Origin of the sequence: Vibrio sp. 10N.237.312.B06 (assembly GCF_041464685.1) — a bacterium.
Classification (GTDB): Bacteria; Pseudomonadota; Gammaproteobacteria; order Enterobacterales; family Vibrionaceae; genus Vibrio; species Vibrio tasmaniensis_A.
The window spans coordinates 1-17260 of sequence record NZ_JBFSPI010000101.1; the positions used below are offsets into that span (position 1 = coordinate 1).

23 protein-coding genes are annotated in these 17260 nt (G+C 43.8%); 15 read left to right on the plus strand and 8 right to left on the minus strand.

The features are described 5' to 3' along the window. The first annotated feature begins 398 nt into the window (after positions 1 to 398). The gene (locus AB6C75_RS20220; protein ID WP_371702382.1) at positions 399 to 803 is read left to right on the plus strand and encodes an ACT domain-containing protein; all 405 of its coding nucleotides are present in this window, start codon (positions 399 to 401) and stop codon (positions 801 to 803) included. 103 nt (positions 804 to 906) lie between these two features. Here AB6C75_RS20220 and AB6C75_RS20225 read toward each other — a convergent pair whose 3' ends face one another. Further along, positions 907 to 2793, minus strand: a complete 1887-nt coding sequence (locus tag AB6C75_RS20225) for a methyl-accepting chemotaxis protein (protein WP_371708161.1) — start codon at positions 2791 to 2793, stop codon at positions 907 to 909. Between the two features lie 335 nt (positions 2794 to 3128). Between AB6C75_RS20225 and AB6C75_RS20230 the strand changes: the two genes are divergently transcribed. After that, positions 3129 to 3830 (plus strand): helix-turn-helix transcriptional regulator, encoded by a 702-nt coding sequence (locus tag AB6C75_RS20230; RefSeq protein ID WP_372108928.1) that lies wholly within the window; start codon positions 3129 to 3131, stop codon positions 3828 to 3830. A gap of 115 nt (positions 3831 to 3945) precedes the next feature. Then, on the plus strand, positions 3946 to 4305 hold the full coding sequence (locus tag AB6C75_RS20235) for a VOC family protein (protein ID WP_372049574.1): 360 nt from the start codon (positions 3946 to 3948) through the stop codon (positions 4303 to 4305). A gap of 63 nt (positions 4306 to 4368) precedes the next feature. Here the strand turns inward: AB6C75_RS20235 and AB6C75_RS20240 are convergent, their stop codons facing one another. Next, a complete protein-coding gene (locus AB6C75_RS20240) occupies positions 4369 to 5085 on the minus strand; it encodes a DUF1826 domain-containing protein (protein WP_371710285.1) in 717 nt (238 codons plus the stop codon). A 435-nt stretch (positions 5086 to 5520) separates the two neighbouring features. On the opposite strand from AB6C75_RS20240, the gene AB6C75_RS20245 reads away from it, so the two are divergent. The 4 genes from AB6C75_RS20245 to AB6C75_RS20260 all read left to right on the plus strand — a co-directional run bounded on the left by AB6C75_RS20245 (position 5521) and on the right by AB6C75_RS20260 (position 7572). Further along, positions 5521 to 6216, plus strand: coding sequence for a VC0807 family protein (locus AB6C75_RS20245; RefSeq protein WP_017102710.1), 696 nt, complete (start codon positions 5521 to 5523; stop codon positions 6214 to 6216). Between the two features lie 407 nt (positions 6217 to 6623). Next, positions 6624 to 6899 carry an HU family DNA-binding protein gene (locus AB6C75_RS20250; protein WP_009846966.1) on the plus strand — a complete coding sequence of 92 codons (276 nt, stop codon included), beginning with the start codon at positions 6624 to 6626 and terminating at the stop codon, positions 6897 to 6899. Positions 6900 to 6925: 26 nt separating this feature from the next. Further along, on the plus strand, positions 6926 to 7069 hold the full coding sequence (locus AB6C75_RS20255; RefSeq protein WP_009846967.1) for a hypothetical protein: 144 nt from the start codon (positions 6926 to 6928) through the stop codon (positions 7067 to 7069). A 299-nt stretch (positions 7070 to 7368) separates the two neighbouring features. Next, positions 7369 to 7572, plus strand: coding sequence for a hypothetical protein (locus tag AB6C75_RS20260; RefSeq protein ID WP_012604160.1), 204 nt, complete (start codon positions 7369 to 7371; stop codon positions 7570 to 7572). On the opposite strand, the gene AB6C75_RS20265 is transcribed toward AB6C75_RS20260, so the two are convergent. Then, the gene (locus AB6C75_RS20265; protein ID WP_017099735.1) at positions 7553 to 8044 is read right to left on the minus strand and encodes a PaaI family thioesterase; all 492 of its coding nucleotides are present in this window, start codon (positions 8042 to 8044) and stop codon (positions 7553 to 7555) included. The two genes, AB6C75_RS20260 and AB6C75_RS20265, sit on opposite strands and share 20 nt — an antisense overlap. A gap of 44 nt (positions 8045 to 8088) precedes the next feature. Here AB6C75_RS20265 and AB6C75_RS20270 point away from each other — a divergent pair, with 44 nt between their 5' ends. Further along, on the plus strand, positions 8089 to 8367 hold the full coding sequence (locus AB6C75_RS20270) for a DUF134 domain-containing protein (RefSeq protein ID WP_009846970.1): 279 nt from the start codon (positions 8089 to 8091) through the stop codon (positions 8365 to 8367). A 52-nt stretch (positions 8368 to 8419) separates the two neighbouring features. Here AB6C75_RS20270 and nqrM read toward each other — a convergent pair whose 3' ends face one another. Further along, positions 8420 to 8617, minus strand: coding sequence for a (Na+)-NQR maturation NqrM (gene nqrM, locus AB6C75_RS20275; protein WP_009846971.1), 198 nt, complete (start codon positions 8615 to 8617; stop codon positions 8420 to 8422). After that, on the minus strand, positions 8614 to 9060 hold the full coding sequence (locus AB6C75_RS20280; RefSeq protein ID WP_017088152.1) for a NifB/NifX family molybdenum-iron cluster-binding protein: 447 nt from the start codon (positions 9058 to 9060) through the stop codon (positions 8614 to 8616). The genes nqrM and AB6C75_RS20280 overlap by 4 nt, the downstream gene beginning before the upstream one ends. A gap of 279 nt (positions 9061 to 9339) precedes the next feature. Here AB6C75_RS20280 and AB6C75_RS20285 point away from each other — a divergent pair, with 279 nt between their 5' ends. Next, positions 9340 to 9843 carry a YcxB family protein gene (locus tag AB6C75_RS20285; RefSeq protein WP_372108932.1) on the plus strand — a complete coding sequence of 168 codons (504 nt, stop codon included), beginning with the start codon at positions 9340 to 9342 and terminating at the stop codon, positions 9841 to 9843. A 149-nt stretch (positions 9844 to 9992) separates the two neighbouring features. Here the strand turns inward: AB6C75_RS20285 and AB6C75_RS20290 are convergent, their stop codons facing one another. Further along, a complete protein-coding gene (locus AB6C75_RS20290) occupies positions 9993 to 11804 on the minus strand; it encodes a PLP-dependent transferase (protein ID WP_372108934.1) in 1812 nt (603 codons plus the stop codon). Positions 11805 to 11946: 142 nt separating this feature from the next. Here AB6C75_RS20290 and AB6C75_RS20295 point away from each other — a divergent pair, with 142 nt between their 5' ends. Then, positions 11947 to 12402, plus strand: coding sequence for an Lrp/AsnC family transcriptional regulator (locus AB6C75_RS20295; RefSeq protein WP_009846980.1), 456 nt, complete (start codon positions 11947 to 11949; stop codon positions 12400 to 12402). 285 nt (positions 12403 to 12687) lie between these two features. Continuing rightward, positions 12688 to 13695 carry a tetratricopeptide repeat protein gene (locus tag AB6C75_RS20300; protein ID WP_372100037.1) on the plus strand — a complete coding sequence of 336 codons (1008 nt, stop codon included), beginning with the start codon at positions 12688 to 12690 and terminating at the stop codon, positions 13693 to 13695. Positions 13696 to 13886: 191 nt separating this feature from the next. On the opposite strand, the gene AB6C75_RS20305 is transcribed toward AB6C75_RS20300, so the two are convergent. Next, a complete protein-coding gene (locus tag AB6C75_RS20305) occupies positions 13887 to 14225 on the minus strand; it encodes a cytosolic protein (RefSeq protein ID WP_372108936.1) in 339 nt (112 codons plus the stop codon). 169 nt (positions 14226 to 14394) lie between these two features. On the opposite strand from AB6C75_RS20305, the gene folK reads away from it, so the two are divergent. The 4 genes from folK (at position 14395) to folM (ending at position 16759) form a co-directional block, all read left to right on the plus strand. Further along, positions 14395 to 14892: a 2-amino-4-hydroxy-6-hydroxymethyldihydropteridine diphosphokinase gene (folK, locus tag AB6C75_RS20310; RefSeq protein ID WP_372108938.1), complete on the plus strand. Its 498-nt coding sequence runs from the start codon at positions 14395 to 14397 to the stop codon at positions 14890 to 14892. Between the two features lie 127 nt (positions 14893 to 15019). Then, positions 15020 to 15397, plus strand: coding sequence for a dihydroneopterin triphosphate 2'-epimerase (gene folX / locus AB6C75_RS20315; RefSeq protein WP_102327650.1), 378 nt, complete (start codon positions 15020 to 15022; stop codon positions 15395 to 15397). 10 nt (positions 15398 to 15407) lie between these two features. Continuing rightward, positions 15408 to 16046, plus strand: coding sequence for a GTP cyclohydrolase I FolE (gene folE / locus AB6C75_RS20320; protein WP_371707726.1), 639 nt, complete (start codon positions 15408 to 15410; stop codon positions 16044 to 16046). After that, positions 16043 to 16759 carry a dihydromonapterin reductase gene (folM, locus tag AB6C75_RS20325; RefSeq protein WP_372108941.1) on the plus strand — a complete coding sequence of 239 codons (717 nt, stop codon included), beginning with the start codon at positions 16043 to 16045 and terminating at the stop codon, positions 16757 to 16759. The genes folE and folM overlap by 4 nt, the downstream gene beginning before the upstream one ends. 87 nt (positions 16760 to 16846) lie before the next feature. Here the strand turns inward: folM and AB6C75_RS20330 are convergent, their stop codons facing one another. Continuing rightward, a complete protein-coding gene (locus AB6C75_RS20330) occupies positions 16847 to 17203 on the minus strand; it encodes a hypothetical protein (protein WP_372108943.1) in 357 nt (118 codons plus the stop codon). Positions 17204 to 17260: the final 57 nt, after the last annotated feature.

The following is a 17260-nucleotide window of genomic DNA, read 5'->3' on the forward strand; positions in this document are numbered from 1 at the left end:
TCGGAAGGATCCTTCAACCGATCACTTTGGCTTTAACTGATCGGCATTACCCCTACATAGGAGCTCTTTTCGTTTTTTGATACTTCCTGTATCCATAGACAAGTCCAATCTGTAGTACTTTCACTGAAAGCCAGATCATCGATATCTCCAGTTGTGTATCAACTTAAATGTAACACACAATCTCCAGGCTTTTCTAAAACACAGCCGAGATAATGAGTTTAGTGCCACTCCATCTCACCACTCAGCACTTGTTCGATGTCATCAAGATGGAAGGAATCTCGACATTAACGATACTGATGTGGAATAAGTATTATTAATTTTACTTGTGCAAAACTAAATTCTATCTTGCTGCATGACCCAACACCATAAACAAACGCGATTACGCAGGGAAAAAGACGATGACCGCCATTACCGATTTAGACATTCTGCTAAAGTCCATGTCACCAGATCTCATTGAAGGTGATTATGTTTTTTGTACTGTAGACGGGGGATTAGCAGATTATGTTCAACTCGAACCAATCGCGACCTTTCGTGAAAAGGAAGGGTTAACCTTGGTCCTAACAGAGGAATCTGCGACTCAAGCGCAGTTAAATTTCGACGGTGTATTTAGCCTGATAACTTTATCGGTCCACTCGAGTCTTGAAGCGGTTGGATTAACAGCGGCTTTTGCCACCAAGCTAGGTTCATACGGCATTAGCGCCAACGTAATTGCTGGTTATTACCACGACCATATCTTCGTTCAGAAAGAGAAAGCAGACGAAGCAATGAGCGCGCTTAGAGAGTTTTCAGAAACTGATTCATAGAGAATTGTATGGTTCACAAATACAAAAAAAGCGACGTAATCTACGTCGCTTTGACTTATTGCTTAACAATCACTCACTGATCAGGCATCAGTGAGTGAAACAGTTAAGCAAGCTTAAAAGTCGCCACTTTGTCACTTAAACCAGCGGCTTGGCTCTTAAGTTCGTTCGACTCAGTTAAGCTGTCCTGTGCGCCCACAACTAAGTGGTCGGTAACATCTTTAATGGTCGTAATGTTCTGAGTAATTTCACCCGTCACGTGCGTTTGCTCTTCTGCTGCGGTAGCAATTTGAGTCGCCATATCACTAATCAAAGCCACCGCTGTGTTGATCTCTTCTAGCGCATGTGAAGCTCGGTCGGCATCTTCGACGGAATGTATTGCCAGTTTCGAGCTGCTCTCCATAAGATCAACCGCTTGAGCCGTTGTGCGTTGTAAAACATCAATCGTTGACTTTATCTCTTCTGTTGAAGAGTGAGTTCGTTGAGAAAGCACACGTACTTCATCTGCAACTACAGCAAAACCGCGACCTTGTTCACCAGCACGCGCCGCTTCAATCGCAGCATTCAAAGCAAGCAAGTTAGTTTGCTCTGCAATACCTTGAATCGTAGCAAGTACCGTTGAAATCTCTTGAGCATGCTTGTTTAGCTCGCTGATCACGTTGCCCGCCTCGTTCACTTCATTGGCGAGGTTATTGATAGAACCTTTAGTATCGACAACCAGGGCGTGACCGCTATTAGTGCTTGTCGCAGAGTCTTGTGCCGCTTTTGCGGTTTGCTCAGCATGCGATGCAATCTCTTGCGTTGCACTCGCCATTTCCGTTACAGCCGTCGCCACCATGGTGATCTCTTGCTGTTGATGATTAAGCTCATCCACCGAACGATTCGCTCGCTGAGTACTTTTCTCTGACTGGCTGTTAAGCTGCTCTGATTGCCCACGAATATGACCAATCAACTGCTGTAAACTTCCTACAAAAGTGTTGAAGTTCTGTGCTAGTTCTCCTACTTCATCTTGGTTCTCAACATGAATACGCTGAGTTAAATCACCACTACCATTAGCGATCTGCGCCAGTGCCTGAGACACATGGTTCAACGGACGGAACAGAATAGTACACAGCAGGTTAAACAATATGGTACATACAATCACAACCAACAGTGTCACCAACACTTGACCGATCACCGCATCAAATAACGGTGCAACCAAAGAGTCATGATTAACAACACTGATAGTAATCAGGCTTGTACCATCAATCGCACGTGCGTACAGAACATAGTCGCTGCCATTTAACTCGATAGCCGTGTCTTTACCGCTAGTCAGTGCCTTCTGTACATCAGAAAAATCTAGCCCTAGCGAGCTAATGTTCTCATTCAGCAACTTTGTATCAGCGTGCGTGTAAACCGTGCCTTTGTTGGTCGCGATAAACATGTAGCCTTCGCCTGGAAGAATCACTTTTTCAAGGCTGTTTAGAATGTCGGTAATTTCTACATCAGCACCTAAAACGACCTGCTGGCCATGCAGTTGCATTGCTGTTCCTAATGAAACAACGTTCGCCCCAGTTGCCGCAGCAACCGTTGGGTTATCCATGAACACCTTACTTGGGTTCGCAACCGCATTGGTGTACCAACCCCATACGCGTGGATCATCATTGCCCGGTGGCAACACTACGCCATTCGCATTTTTTTGCGAGCCATCAGGGAACGCTAAGAACACATTATCAAACGACCCTGAATCACGAACCTGCTTCAGGTGGGTCACCAAGCTTTCTTGTGTTGACTCCTTCGAAAGTGAAGTAAGCGCACGTTCTTTGGATAAGATCCAATCCGATACATATTGATTGTAAGAAGCTGATGCACCTTCTAAGCGCTGTTCAACTTCAATATCCAACCGTTGCAATGAAGCACGAAAAGACAATACTTCGACCAAAATCCCCCCCAGGATAATGGCCATGCTGGCAGAGATCGCCAGCTTATTTTTAAGCGAGAGTTTCTTGAACATAGGAAACCTATAATTTGGAAGTAAAAAACCGTGGCGAACAAATTGGTTGCCAAAGCGGTTTGCAAGCGGGATATATTTTACGCTTTAAAATAAATTAAGAAACCAGCTAACCGGTTGAATTATTCATATGTGTGAGTAAGAGCACGCATCGTAACCCATTGATTTAGAGAATGGTGAACTCTAAATTTCAAATTGGAAACGAGAATAAGTTCAACGGTAGGCGTCAAACTTTAGGACTGGTAAAGGCACAGATCACGCCATTTCTCACAACCTAAATAGCGTTACGAGTTTTGATCCATTAATCTAATCGTTCATTCTGTCGTCTGAGTTTTTCTATGTCCCGAAGCCAACGTCTCTTTGACCTACTCCAACTATTACGCTGCCATAAATACCCAGTTACCGCCGACTACTTGGCGATAGAACTCAATGTAAGTACTCGCACTATTTATCGCGATATCGTGACACTGCAAGCACAAGGTGCTGAAATTGATGGTGAAGCAGGAGTTGGCTATCAGTTGAAACCGACCTTCACTCTCCCTCCGATGATGTTTTCAACGGAAGAATTGGAAGCGTTACGGCTTAGTGCTGAATGGGTCGCCAAGCAAGCCAACGGGGAATTCAGTGAATCGGCTAGAAATGCCATTGCTAAGATTTCTGCGGTGTTACCTGCTGACCACCAGGCCAAACGCAGTGAAGATATTGTGCGTGTTGCTTCAATCATTGAAGTCGCAGAGTTATCCATCGAACTGTCAGATATCAAGTTAGCGATTAAGCAACAGAACAAAGCTGAGATTCATTACACAGACGCAAAAGCTAATGTGAGTTCAAGAATCGTTTGGCCAATGTTGATTGGCTTATTCGAACAGCACTATGTTTTGGTTGCTTGGTGTGAAGTACGAAGTGCGTATCGTAACTTCAGGCTCGACAGGATTGCCGAATGGACAATACTTGAGGAAAAGTATCAGCGTACGCGTCATCAATTGATCAAAGATTGGCAGAGCATGGAAGGCATTGCAGATAAAGTGATTCGCTACTGACAAAAACTGTCACAGGGTTTCGATACATTGCTGTGGTCCCAAATCGGGCTCAACACAAAAGCCGAGTTGACTGAAACCAACACGGCAAATCCAATTGAACAGTTCAGGAGCTATTATGTTTACCATTGATTCATTTGTTCTTTATGTCACAGACATTCATCGCAGCATGGGCTTTTATGCAAAAGCATTTGATTGCGAACCAAAGCTTCTATCACCGACCTTTGCTGTTCTAGACTTTGCAGACAATGTTAAAATCACACTCAAGCAAGCAGATGTTCTAACCCCAGCAAGTAGCATCAAGGGTGGTGGCACTGAGCTTTCTATGCCTCTTGCTGACAAAGAGACACTGGAGAACCTCTATAAAGCATGGAAAGAAAAAGGCATCCAATTTGAGCAAGTGCCAGAAGAGTCCGTTTACGGCATCAACTTCCTTGCTGTTGATCCAGACGGACACCGCATCCGCGTATTCGCTTAAACGAATAAGAGCAAGCTGCACTTAGCCGCTTGTTCATCTCATCTCATCTCATAAAAAAGCTTATTAGCCGAAATCTAACGTCAGCAATAATCGTGTCTCGTCAGATGAAGTAACGGGAGAACGGTGCACAAGACCCGCATTTTCATTGCCACTCCAACTCTCTCCTTTCAACAACGCCACATCTCCACTCGCCATTTGTTGAATATCAGATTCATGAGTGTATAAGCCTGAAGCAGAATCGGGCTGTCCGTTGGCTCCTCGTCCTAGCTTAGAACGATCGACTAAGTCGTTTGGCAACCATTGAGTCGCAACACCATGATAAGTTGTCACCAAGCGGCAAGGCACTTGATCAAAATGGAAACGCGGGCACATCGCTTTATTCAGAACCGCCAAACGGAGCCCTACTTCTTCAAGATCGAACAAACAACAGAACATATCCACCAGCTCTACCATGTTTTCTAGTAGTGCTTTAGATGCGGTTTCGTCGGTAGCAAACTCCAATTTCTCATAGGCGTTGTCTGGAGACAGGCTCATAGATTTACTGAAGTTTGGATTCAAGGCGATAAATTCACTGATTGCCATTGTTAAATCTTCATCAAATGTACGCTGCCAAATCGCAATATTGACATTGCTTTGATAGATGTCTGCCAGCACCGTTGGCTGCTCAGAAGCGCTATAGCATGGAGCATGATTCGCATGAACCTTGATACTTGCAGCAGAACCAATGTTAAGTGGCTGATTATTATCGGTTGTCACAGGTTTCGTTAACACGGCATTCATTACGTCATCTCCTTGATACATGCTTGTTGTTTTCCTCTTACCGATACGAACGTTATTCTCAGTAAGAGTGATATTTTGGTTATGTTATAACATAACCAAAATATCACAAGCAACTTGGCATACATGTTTCCAATTATATGGATATGCGTTTGCAGCCTTAGGTAACTTGATGAATGTGGATCACTGCAGAAAAACGCGAAAGCTTAGCTATGGCGTTCATATAAATTGACTCAGCAAGCAACTGCTTTCACACCATAAGCCCCAAGTTAATCGAGAACTCAGACACGAAAGTGTTGAATTACGCGTTCTATAAGTTCAGAGATGTCGTTGATGTCACATGTCGTTACACAGCATGACGTCTTAAGGCTTTACATCTTGAGCGAGGTAAACAACAATCCCTGAGAATAAATCCATAACATAATGTATTTAGAAATTATGAGCAGCACAGAAAACAAAAAATCGAGTCCTCTTTTCGAAGTCGTATTTAACGTCTTTCTTCCTTCATTCATCTTAATGAAGTTCAGTGGAGAGGAACACCTAGGAACTGGCTTAGCACTACTTGTCGCGCTTGCCTTCCCTATTGCTTACGGTGGTATGGAGTTAGTCCGCAACAAGAAGTTTAACTTCATCGCGGCACTTGGCTTTGTCAGTGTATTATTAACCGGCGGTATCGGCTTCTTCGAACTTGATACTCGTTGGTTAGCATTAAAAGAAGCATTAATACCCGGCCTAATTGGTTTAGCGGTTCTTGGCTCAACCTTCACTCGCTACCCGTTTATCCAAAAAGTTATCTTTACGCCAGCACTGTTAAACATATCTCTAATCGAAGAGCGTTTAAGACAGTTTGGTAACCAAGCAGAGTTTAATCGTTGCCTAATGAAGTCAAACTACCTATTCGCTAGTACCTTCGCGTTTTCTTCTGCGATGAACTACTTTCTAGCGACTTGGATTGTGACTAGCCCAGCTGGTACTGCAGCTTTTAATGAAGAATTGGGTAAGTTGACACTTTACAGCTACCCGGCCATCGCTATACCAAGTATGTTGATGATGTTAGGTATCTTCTACTACATTTGGCGCCAAGTTCGCTCGATGACTTCGCTAGAAACGGAACAGATCTTTATTACTAAATAATTTTCGTTGCGTTAGCTCCGAGTACAAAACCGCTTCAAATACTCGATTGCTTTAAAAACAGATTGCTTTAAAAACAGATCGCTTCAAAAAAGCATGAGCCCAGCACACACGCTGGGCTTTTTTGTCTGTTCTGCATACAGAAAAATATTAACTTTCGATTGATATCATGAATTAATTTAAACAAAACGATGTTCATTTTCATGACTCACTGTCCATAACTGGCCGAAAACAGGTAATACTCAATGATTTGCATTGAATGAGGCGTGATATGTTTTTATAATCAACTCCGTTTGTTACTTTACAAAGTTCAACCCTAGCAATGACATAACTTCAGTTCATATTGGTCATATTTAACCACTAGTTTGCAAAAACTAAACGCCAGACGAACTCGACAAGGAATTTAAAACATGAACAAATCTCAATTAGTTGAACACATCGCAACTTCTGCTGACATCTCAAAAGAGCAAGCAGGCACAGCACTCAATGCGCTCGTTGAAGGCATCTCGACTACGCTTGCTAATGGCGACGATGTATCTATCCTTGGATTTGGTAGCTTTAAAGTGAATAGCCGCGCTGCTCGCACTGGTCGCAATCCAAGAACTGGAGAAGAGATTCAAATCTCAGCGTCAAAAACACCAGCATTTAAAGCAGGTAAAGCACTAAAAGAGACATGCAACCTGTAAGATAGAAAATACAAGGAAGGTTACCGATGACAACTAAGGAAAAAACAAAAACGAGCCGCAGTAAAAAAGCCGGCAAGTCAACCAAAGCACAAGCAGAAGGGCCTAAGGCTCGTCAACGCATTGAAGAGCTGCTCGAAGAGCGTGAATTAGCCAAACTGTTAGAGCTGTAATTAAAGATTTACATGATGGTTTGTTGTCATTCAAATGCCACTGCAGATTTGCGGTGGCATTTTAGTTTGAAGAATAAGCCCTAGCGCATCACTCTTCTTTCCCCTTTCAATCCCCTCTTCACTTGCAATCCCCCTCGCTTTCAAAAACGAAACTTTAGCTTACTGGCTTTAAGCTGATATCGCGTTGACGACCAAGCTTGAGAAGCGCATGATTTTATTTCGAGCAGAATAGTTTTTTGGCCGTGTAGCCCACCCCATAACTGTTTCTGTGCAACGTACCCTATTGAACGGCAGGTCACATGAATAAAATTGTTATGTTAGTAATGGGGCTGCTTTTTACCAGTCGATTGTTCGCCAGTATTGTGCCGCATGTTAGTCAACTTGAGCATGATGCACCTATTCTACTTCGCTCAGCGTTGATCGTAGGTGTTTCGGCTTATGCCGTCTGGACAGCGTTCAAATACTTCAAAAAGAACAAAGCTTCTAGTTCAGATCAAATCTAGGCGGTGCTGACATGAACTGGCTCTTTGCCGACGAACATAACTTCCCGCACTGCGTAATTTGGCTTTCGAGGAAATAAAGATTACGTCTGCTTTTCACCCATTGAGCGCGAATTTCGAGTTCCTGACCAATGGCGATTGGATGGTGAAAGCGAGAAGTTAAACTCACCGTCATCGCATTGATATTGTTATGGAACAAGCAATACAACATCGCGCTGTCGTGTAACGCAGTAACAATGCCCCCCTGCATAATACCGTCGTAGCCCTCAGCTTTATCTGTTGGTACAATCTTGGCTATAGCTTCATACTTAGCTAAATTTTCATGCTTAACTGGCGTTTCATGCTTAGCTAGCGTTTCGTACTGAGCCAAAGTCTCACCTTCGCCAATAGCTTCAAAACAAATGGGACTGTCTGTGAAAAAACCTTGGCTGCACACTTGGCAACGGCGATGGTTGTGAGGAATGAAAACCTTCATACTTACCCTTATTCCTGTGAACCCTTAGATTCCTAGAGATTGATATGGCTCGACCAAAAAAACATCGTCAATTATGTACCCGTGCGGCTTACTCATGTTTTAAGCCTAATGGCGTTCCTATGGACGAGCTTCATAAAGAAGAATTGCTATTAGAAGAGTTAGAAGCCTTACGCTTAGCTGATCAAGAAGGATTGAGCCAGCTTGAAGCCGCCGAGCAGATGCAGGTGTCTCGCCAAACGTTCGGCAACATCATCAAGCGTGCAAGAGCCAAAGTCGCCAAGTGCATCGTCAACGGCCATGCGTTGGTGATTCAAGGCAGTTAATTCACGTGTTAGCCAGAAGTTATTTAACTCAGCGAGCGAGAACTCTTGATACTTAGCTTGATGGCTCAGTAATCTGATACAACTTTCGGCTTTGCCCTTCACACACATCCTTGCAATTGCATTCGCGCTCAATGTCTAACTGTGCGAGTCCTCCACAACTGCCTTTGATTGGCTTGCGCGAAAAAATCACGCCTATCGCCATCAGTGTAACAACTCCGACAAACCCTAATAGCGTCAACAAAAAGGTCATTTACGGAACCCTCGAATAGCGCCTAGCTGATTAGGCTGTGCCATTAAAATCGAAGCTTGTTTTTTGTGCCCTTTCTCGCCGCACGTTTTATTGCTACACCCACTATTTCGCGACTCGCGACCATAATCGAGGTCGGTTACTTCTTGTAGATTGCTGAAATCCAGAGTGGTAACTTCGGCTTTTCCTTTAGATGTAAAAACGCGAACATCATGATTGAACAAGTGCGACAGCATTTTCTTCCCGATGTGACGAACCACAACAGCTTTCACATCATAAGATTTAACGACGGACATCCATTGCTTCTTCTTATTGCACGGGCTGTCTGACTCAACCAAAGGAATAAGATGCTTTATTTGTTGTTGCTCATCGACAATCGCGATCTGTGGAGAACGGGCAAAATGGTTGCCGACATGAAGGTCACGACAAGGTATTGCGTATAACATAGTAACTTCCTGTTATTGATGATCAGAAGTTCAGCATACGCCCCGTTATTGGCATATGCCAACAACCATCGTATGAGAAATAAGATTTACAGAATGGATACTTAAGTTAAGAAGTAAATCCTCAACAACATCATTTAACACCAATTGAAATAACAACTGACTCTGGCATGAACAAGCGCATTCAGTATTATTGATTTACAAAAGGGAATGAAACCGCTGAGACAAACCAGCGTGAAGCGATATAATGCGCCTCAACAAAGAACTACAAAGTAGCCACACATGCCTAAAGATCCCGGTTTCACCACAGAATACATCCTCGACAAAACGTTTTTCGCAGAGTGTTATGATCAAACGAGCCTTCCGACGCAATTTCCAAAAGCCTATTTAAAGGCATTTTTGTTTCTTATTTTTGGTTGGGTTCTATTGGAGTTTGAACTGTTACCTAGTGGCTACGTAGGCTGGTTTTTTATCGTTTTGAGTGTGATTGAAGCGTTCAGTGTATATTGCAAGAGAACCTGGTGGTTATGGCGACAAAAAATCAGCTCAGGTGCTGGCAGCAAAGTGGTCTTTTCAGGGGATACTGATGGTGTGAGTTATAAAAACCGTAAAGCCACCAATACTATCGCTTGGCGTGACATCGACCAACTTGAACAAACCGATTTAGGTTTTATCCTCCATATTGGAAAACAGCGCCAATACGTGAGTAAATCTTATCTAAGCGATCAAGCCATTGTATTCATGGTCGAACAACACGAAGCATCTAAAACATCCAAAGATTCCTAAGCTTTCTATGCTTTATATGCAAATTAGCATCTATAAATGCCTGCTGACTTAGCAGGCATTTTTACATCACCCTAAGTGTCATGACTGGACTACAACAGTGGCCACCGTATACCAAATAAGTGATTGTCACCTTTCCTTAATAACTCAGCTTACTGAGTAAGTTGCTCAAACTTCGGTAAACTCTTCACAAACCTCTGATGCACATCCATGTAGGTTTGCATATAAATTTCATCGATACTGTCACCACAGGGGAAACTAGATGAGAAGTCGAGATGTTTACGGTCAATCGACAATTTGGCGGCTTCGACAATATGAGCAATGAACATTCGAGGATCTTCCAAGCCGATAGAGATACGCATTGTGGTTGGCTTGATGCCTGCTTCATTTAACGCTTCATCGCTGAGCTCTGAGTGCGTGGTCAGTGCTGGGCATAAGGCCACGGTGTTGGTTTGCCCTAAGCTCACTTGCATGCCGATTGCTGGCTCAAGCATGTCGAAGAACTGTTTAAACCCATCTCGATTGATTGGTTCACGGTCGCCGTTACCTTCCATATCGATTGTGAAAAGCGCCGCTGGTAAACCCAAGTACATGTTGTTCTGGCAGTGTTCATAGTTATCGCTTTCTGGCAAAGCTGGACACGACACATTGATGTCAGGGTGAGCGTCGAAGATCTTCGCGAGCGTCAGAGTGTTGATGGTTTTCTGCACCACACGCATCTCATAGGTTTTTATGCCATTGAGCACTTCAAACGCTTTGTCTGCATCTAAGAATGCGGCTTTGATGTAATACACATTCCAAAACAACGTTTCGTTCCATGGGATTGTGGCTTCATCACCGTTAGGCTTAGTGCAAGTGACCTCTTCTCCTTTTGGAACAAACATGGTCTCGTTGCGGCCAATCACAACCCCAGCTGTTGTGGTACCAGAACCCGCCAGTTCTTTGGTGTAGGAGTGAATCACATAATCAGGCCTTTCCATCACATCATCGCGTTTTAGTACTGGATGCAACAATGGAGTCCCCACTGTCGAGTCAACAATCACATCCCAACCACGAGAGTGACCTGCTTTACTGATACTAGCAACATCTAACACGTATCCATGCGGGTTACACGGTGACTCTAGGTAGACGTAGATTTTCTTACCCGCAGCGATTCGAGCCGCGTATTTATCGGCAACCTCATCAAGTCGCGTCGCAAACTCATCCCCGGAGTAACCATCCACCCACTCTACCGCGACATTCAGGTTCGAAGGCTTGCCAAACCAATCTTCCAACAGTTGGTAAGAACCGCCGTAGATATTGCGTGAAGCTAAGACAATGTCTTCATACCCAAGTAGATGGCTCAACAACCCATCAATAGCGGCCATCCCCGAGTTAAAGTTCCATGCGAGGTACTCATTAGCTCTAGAGCCCGCCTCAATATCAACCATGTGGTTAGCCAGTGAAATCGATGTTGGGTTAAGCAGTCGAGAGTAAATATCGTGCAGCGGCTCCTTACCATTAAACGCATCTTCAATCCATTCTGTACACGCAAACAAATAGGTCGCGGTACGTGTAATCACAGGGCTCGCAGAGAAAATAGCAGCGACATTATCGAAGATAGGATACGCACCTTTGGATGCAAAATTACCATTATTGGTGGCAATAGACTGGTAAGTGGCGCGCATTGGGTTTTGCAGATTGTCGAGGATCTTAGCGATCTGGAATGACAAAAAACGTTTGGCGTTAAACCAAGCGATTCGGTCGCTCTTATCGAGCTCTGAAAGGCCATCAACCGTCAATGCCCAAAGATCGTGTGTCTTGGTATTGGCTTTGTACAGTGTCGTCGCCAGTTCGATAAGCGTGACGCCGTAATCACTGTTTGGGTCGATACCAAAATGCTTGGCTTGCTCAATGGCAAGGGCTTCTGCTTGTTCGTGTTTGGTAGTTTTACGCAGCGGGCTAAGTTGAGTTGAAGTATTCATAGTTCCTAAGTCATTCCATGCTTGTTGTTCCTCCTTTAATTTTAGTTTTGTGCAGATGCTAAAAATTGCTATTTACGAAGTAAGACATACACTTTGAGCAATAATATTGCCAAACTAAATTCAATATTGATGGAATATGCCAATGGATGAGATCGATAAGAAAATACTGGCTGAACTGCAAAGCAACGCTCGGCTGACTAATCAAGAGTTGGCTGATCGCGTGGCACTGTCGCCCTCTCCTTGCTTACGCCGAATTCGAGCATTAGAGAAACAAGGGATTATTCGCGGCTATCACGCCAGTGTTGACCAAGAAGCGTGTGGCCTGCCAGTCAATGTGTTTGTGTTGGTGAAACTTGAAAAGCCGACAGAAGAGAACATGCGAGACTTTGAACAGCACATCGAAGTGATTGATGAAGTGTTAGAGTGCTTTCTAATGACGGGCAATCACGACTACCTATTGCATGTAGTCAGCGAGTCGCTAAAAAGCTACGAGCAGTTTATCCGCAAGCAATTAACCCGCCTGCCCAATATTGCTTCGATTGAATCCAGCTTCGCCTTCGGTCAGGTAAAAACAAAGACCAAGCTGCCAGTCAGGTAATGAGTGTCACGATAACTTGGGTTTAAAGACCTCTAGATCATTATCGGCACATATAGAGCTCTGTCCATTGCTACTGAGTCAGTGCCACCTAGTTTCCGCGCCTAAGCCATAGAGTTAATCGCTTGGGTCAACGTTTATTAACCAGTCTTGGTTGCTTCCAGTATATTGAGATGCCCTAGGTCTCATTGTCGTGAATTCGGTTTTCGATATCCCGAAATTTCCTTTATTTTCAAAGCTGTTTTGTTATATTCATGTGAAACATTACTAATATAAGAAATGGCTTAAATGATAAAACAAAGTTGTACTTTTTTAACGTCACTGTCGCTGCTGCTATCCGCTAGCACTTTTGCATACGATCTTGAGATAGAAGCTTTTGAAGGCGAAGAACTCGCACTTTTAAAGAACGCAGAAACGTCTAGCGATAACGAATTGCTAATGCAGGCTGCTAACCTTTTAATTGAAGATTCAATGTATGAAGAGAACTTACAACGCGGATATGAGTACATGAATCAAGTAGCGGAATCTGGTGAGGTAAAAGCGATGATTACCTTGGCAGATAATTATTACTACGAAGAGCAATACGAAAAAGCACTGGCTTGGTACCACAAAGCTGAAACCAGCAAAGACCCTTATGTGCTCTACTCATTAGGCGTAATGTATTTTGATGGTGAAGGTACACCTGTCGACCTAAAGAAAGGCAACGATTATTACCTAGCTTCTGCAAAAGCGGGGTATTCTGACGCTATGTATCAACTCGCATTTTCATACGATGAAGGTCAAGGCGTCACTCAAGACTTCTCCAAATCTGCGTATTGGTTTGAGCAATCGGCTAACTTAGGCGATGCAAGTGCTATGTACAATTTGGGTATTTCTTACCTAAATGGACAAGGCGTTGAAAAGAGTTGCTCTAAAGCGATGCAATTATTTAGCAAAGCCATTGAAGAAGATGAACATACACTTTCTTATGTGAAGATGGGTGATATTTACTCTTCTACGCGATACAAAAAACCGTGTGGTTTCAAAACTACAGACGCAAAAAAAGCATTAGAGTATTACACTCACGCCGCAATGCAGGGCAACGATTATGGTCAATATTCCGTTGGTTACGCCTACCGTAATGGTCACGGTACATGGAGCGATTTTGTTAAAGCGCTAGCATGGTTTGAAGTCGCACAGGAATACGGTAACTCGGATGCAGAGAAAGAGATCATAGACGTTAAACAGTACATGTCGAAAGAAAACATTGCCGCAGCTGAGCAGCTTAAAGACTCTTTAATCGAAGATATCTGGTAAGGATAGTAACGACTCTAATTGTCATGGACTAGAACACTTCTATCCAATTACCCGTTAGAGATCGGTTTATTGTAACAGCCTCAAAACTAAGGCCTCACACACGCGAGGCCTTAGTTTTCTCTACAGAGCAGCTTATTCGCAATCAATTAATCAATTAACCAATCAACCGCTCCAAACCCACTAAATCACTCTCAGTCCATTCGAGTAATGAAGGTTTGCTCGTCATCGACAAAAGCCACATAGTCGCCGTGATAGATAAACACCCGACCTCGCCCTTCCACTATGCACGCAAGCTGTGGGTTCAAATCTTCGTCAAGATTTTCACTTTGATACGTGCCGGTATCGGTGATCACACCGCGGAGTTTAGGTAAAAATCCATAGCTGCGCTTGGCTTGATCTATCAGGCTCAATTCACTGGAGGTCGAGAAGTAAGATGGGATTGGACCTGCATCTTCGATAAACATAGTTTTCAGTTCTTCAAAAGCTGTAATCACCAGCCAGTCGATGCCGTTAACGTGATGGATAAACATTGTTTATAAATACCTAGATTCTCGATAATTCTGATGCGGGGATTCTATCACTATCAGACGCGATTTGCGGCAGAACCGTATTTTCTTTTGTCCTCCAACCTCTAAGAGGATACATAGCTGATCTTCCTCGCGAGTTGGACGTATAGGCTCCTTAAAAGGAAGGAAAACTATGGCCAACGTCTACCTCAGCATCGGAAGCAACATTAACCGCGAACATCACGTCACAGAATCTCTCAAAGCATTGCATGACCGCTTTGCGCCCCTACACATTTCTAAATTCTACGATTGCGAGCCTGTCGGTTTTAAAGGGGATAACTTCTTAAACCTAGTCGTTGGGTTCGAATGTACCCTTCCTATCGCAGATCTGGTTAAGGTTCTGCATCAAATCGAATCAGAGAATGATCGCAAGCGTCAGACTAAAGCCTATGCTTCACGGACGATGGATATCGACATCCTTCTTTATGGTAATCAAGTGGGCGTTATCGATGGCGTAGAGCTGCCTAGAGGCGAAATCACCGAGTACGCATTTGTGCTTAGGCCGTTAGTTGATATTGCCGCGCAAGAACGTCACCCCACTCTAGACATCTCATTTCAGCAGCTCTGGGAAAACTTCGATCAGTTAAGTCTGAAAACCGAACCCATCCCGTTCGAGCTCAGTTTCACTTAGCCCGTACATGACTGAAAAAAGAACGGCTGCAATAGGAACAACTGAAATTTTATTCGCATGAGCTTTACTGATCTTTTCTTAAAACAAGCACGTAACTGACTTCACTTTCTAAGGATTGGACACTGTTATGAATCACAACGCCATTATCACTATTACGAACCTGAGACTAAGAACCTTCATCGGCTTCAACGAAGAAGAAAAGTCTAAGCAGCAAGACATCGTTATCAATGCAGAAATCCACTATCCCGCCAACAACCTTTGTCTCTCTGATGATGTGGAGAACGCACTCAACTACAAAAATATCTGCAAGAAGATCATTCAACACGTCGAATCCGGAAGGTTTCTGCTTTTGGAAAAATTGACCAGCGACGTACTCGGCATCTGTATCGATCATCCATGGGTGAAATACGCTCAAGTGAGAATCGACAAGCCTCATGCGCTACGTTTTGCTGACTCTGTTTCGCTCACCCTGAGCTATGAAGCAGACAGCGACAATAATTCATAAGGAGAAAGTTATGCTGAATACAGAAGCCGAAAAAGTAAGAGAAGCTTTGCTCGCAAGAGGACTTGAAACTCCAATGACACCGAGCGAAATGAATCCCAACCAGAAGTACAACCGCATCAAGGGACTCTTAACAGAAGTTGTCAGTACGCTTGGACTGGATTTAAACGATGACAGCCTTGCTGAAACACCTCATCGCATTGCAAAGATGTACGTCCATGAGATTTTTTCAGGGCTTGATTACGATAATTTCCCAAAAATCAGTGTTATAGAAAATAAAATGTCGGTTGATGAAATGGTTAAGGTATCGGATATCGACTTAACATCTACGTGCGAACATCACTTCATTACTATTGATGGTTTAGCGGAAGTGGCTTATATACCTGAAAACAAAATTCTTGGGCTGTCTAAAATCAACCGTATCGTTCGATTCTTTGCTCAGCGTCCTCAGGTACAAGAACGCCTTACACAACAAATCTTGGTTGCGATACAGACTCTCGTTGAAACAGAAAACGTGGCCGTGACGATTAAAGCGACGCACTATTGCGTTAAATCCAGAGGCGTCATGGATGCAAACTCTGAAACCTCAACGACTGCACTCGGTGGCATTTTCAAAACTAACCCTCAAACCAGAGCTGAGTTTTTACGATGAGTGAAACAATCCTGATAACCGGCGTGGGAAAGCGACTCGGATTCGCACTGGCGCAGCAACTTTTAGCGGATGGATACAATGTGGTTGGCACTTACCGCAGCGACTATCCTCAACTGCAACTGTTGCGCGACAGTGGAGCCGATTTGCAGCAAGTCGACTTTTATCAACAAAGCAGCTTAGAGGGCTTTCTTGATTATGTTGGTCAAGAATATAAGACACTCCGAGCCGTCATACACAACGCTTCGGACTGGAAACCTGAGAGCAAGAAAGATCCCAGTGAAAATGCATCACACATCATGCACCAGATGATGACGATTCACGCTACCGTGCCTTATCTGTTCAATTTAACACTCAAAGACCAACTGATATCTGGCGATCAAACTTCAGACATCATCCACATCAGTGACTACGTTGCAGAAAAAGGCAGTAAAAAACACATTGCTTACGCGGCCAGTAAAGCGGCGCTCAACAACCTAGCGCTATCGTTTTCAGCGATGCTGGCTCCCAAGGTCAAAGTAAATACCCTGTCTCCAGCCATGATTAAGTTTAATGAGCATGACGATGAGGCATACAAAACCAAAGCGCTGCAGAAAGCTCTGATTCCCACAGAAGCGGGCTTTGAGGAAATAATAGATGGCATCAAGTTTGTGTTGGCCAGTCACTACATGACAGGAAGAACTTTGCACCTTGATGGCGGCAGACATTTGAAGTGATGGTCTGCATTGTCTGCTACCTAAAACGGCTGCTATATAGCGAATGCAGTTAACTAGAAACCGTTATAAGCTAGAAACTGCTATGACCTAGAAACTAGTATAAGACTGAGGAAGGCGAGTCTCTTCATCCCAGCCTAACAACTCAATATTGATCAATGACTTGCGCTTCTCATTACACAGTGAAGCGAGATTGATGATAGGGAGCTGGCTACGAAACTGCGCGGTAAGTATGACCTTTTTACTTTCACTCAGGCTGTCTCGGCATTGCGCCAAAACCGCTTCAGTATCTAGCTGATGTGCGTTCTCGATAATCTGGATATCGGCGTTCTCTTGATAACACTCTATCAACCAAGATACGGCAGTTGCTTCTGAGCTGGTGAGCACGATGACATCTTTTGTTGCCACAAGCTCTTGAAGTTCAAGCTCTTTTAGTTCAGTTCCCATAATTAGGGCGTGTTGATCTTTCGAGCTGATTTTTGCAGCGAGTTGCTGGGTATTTAT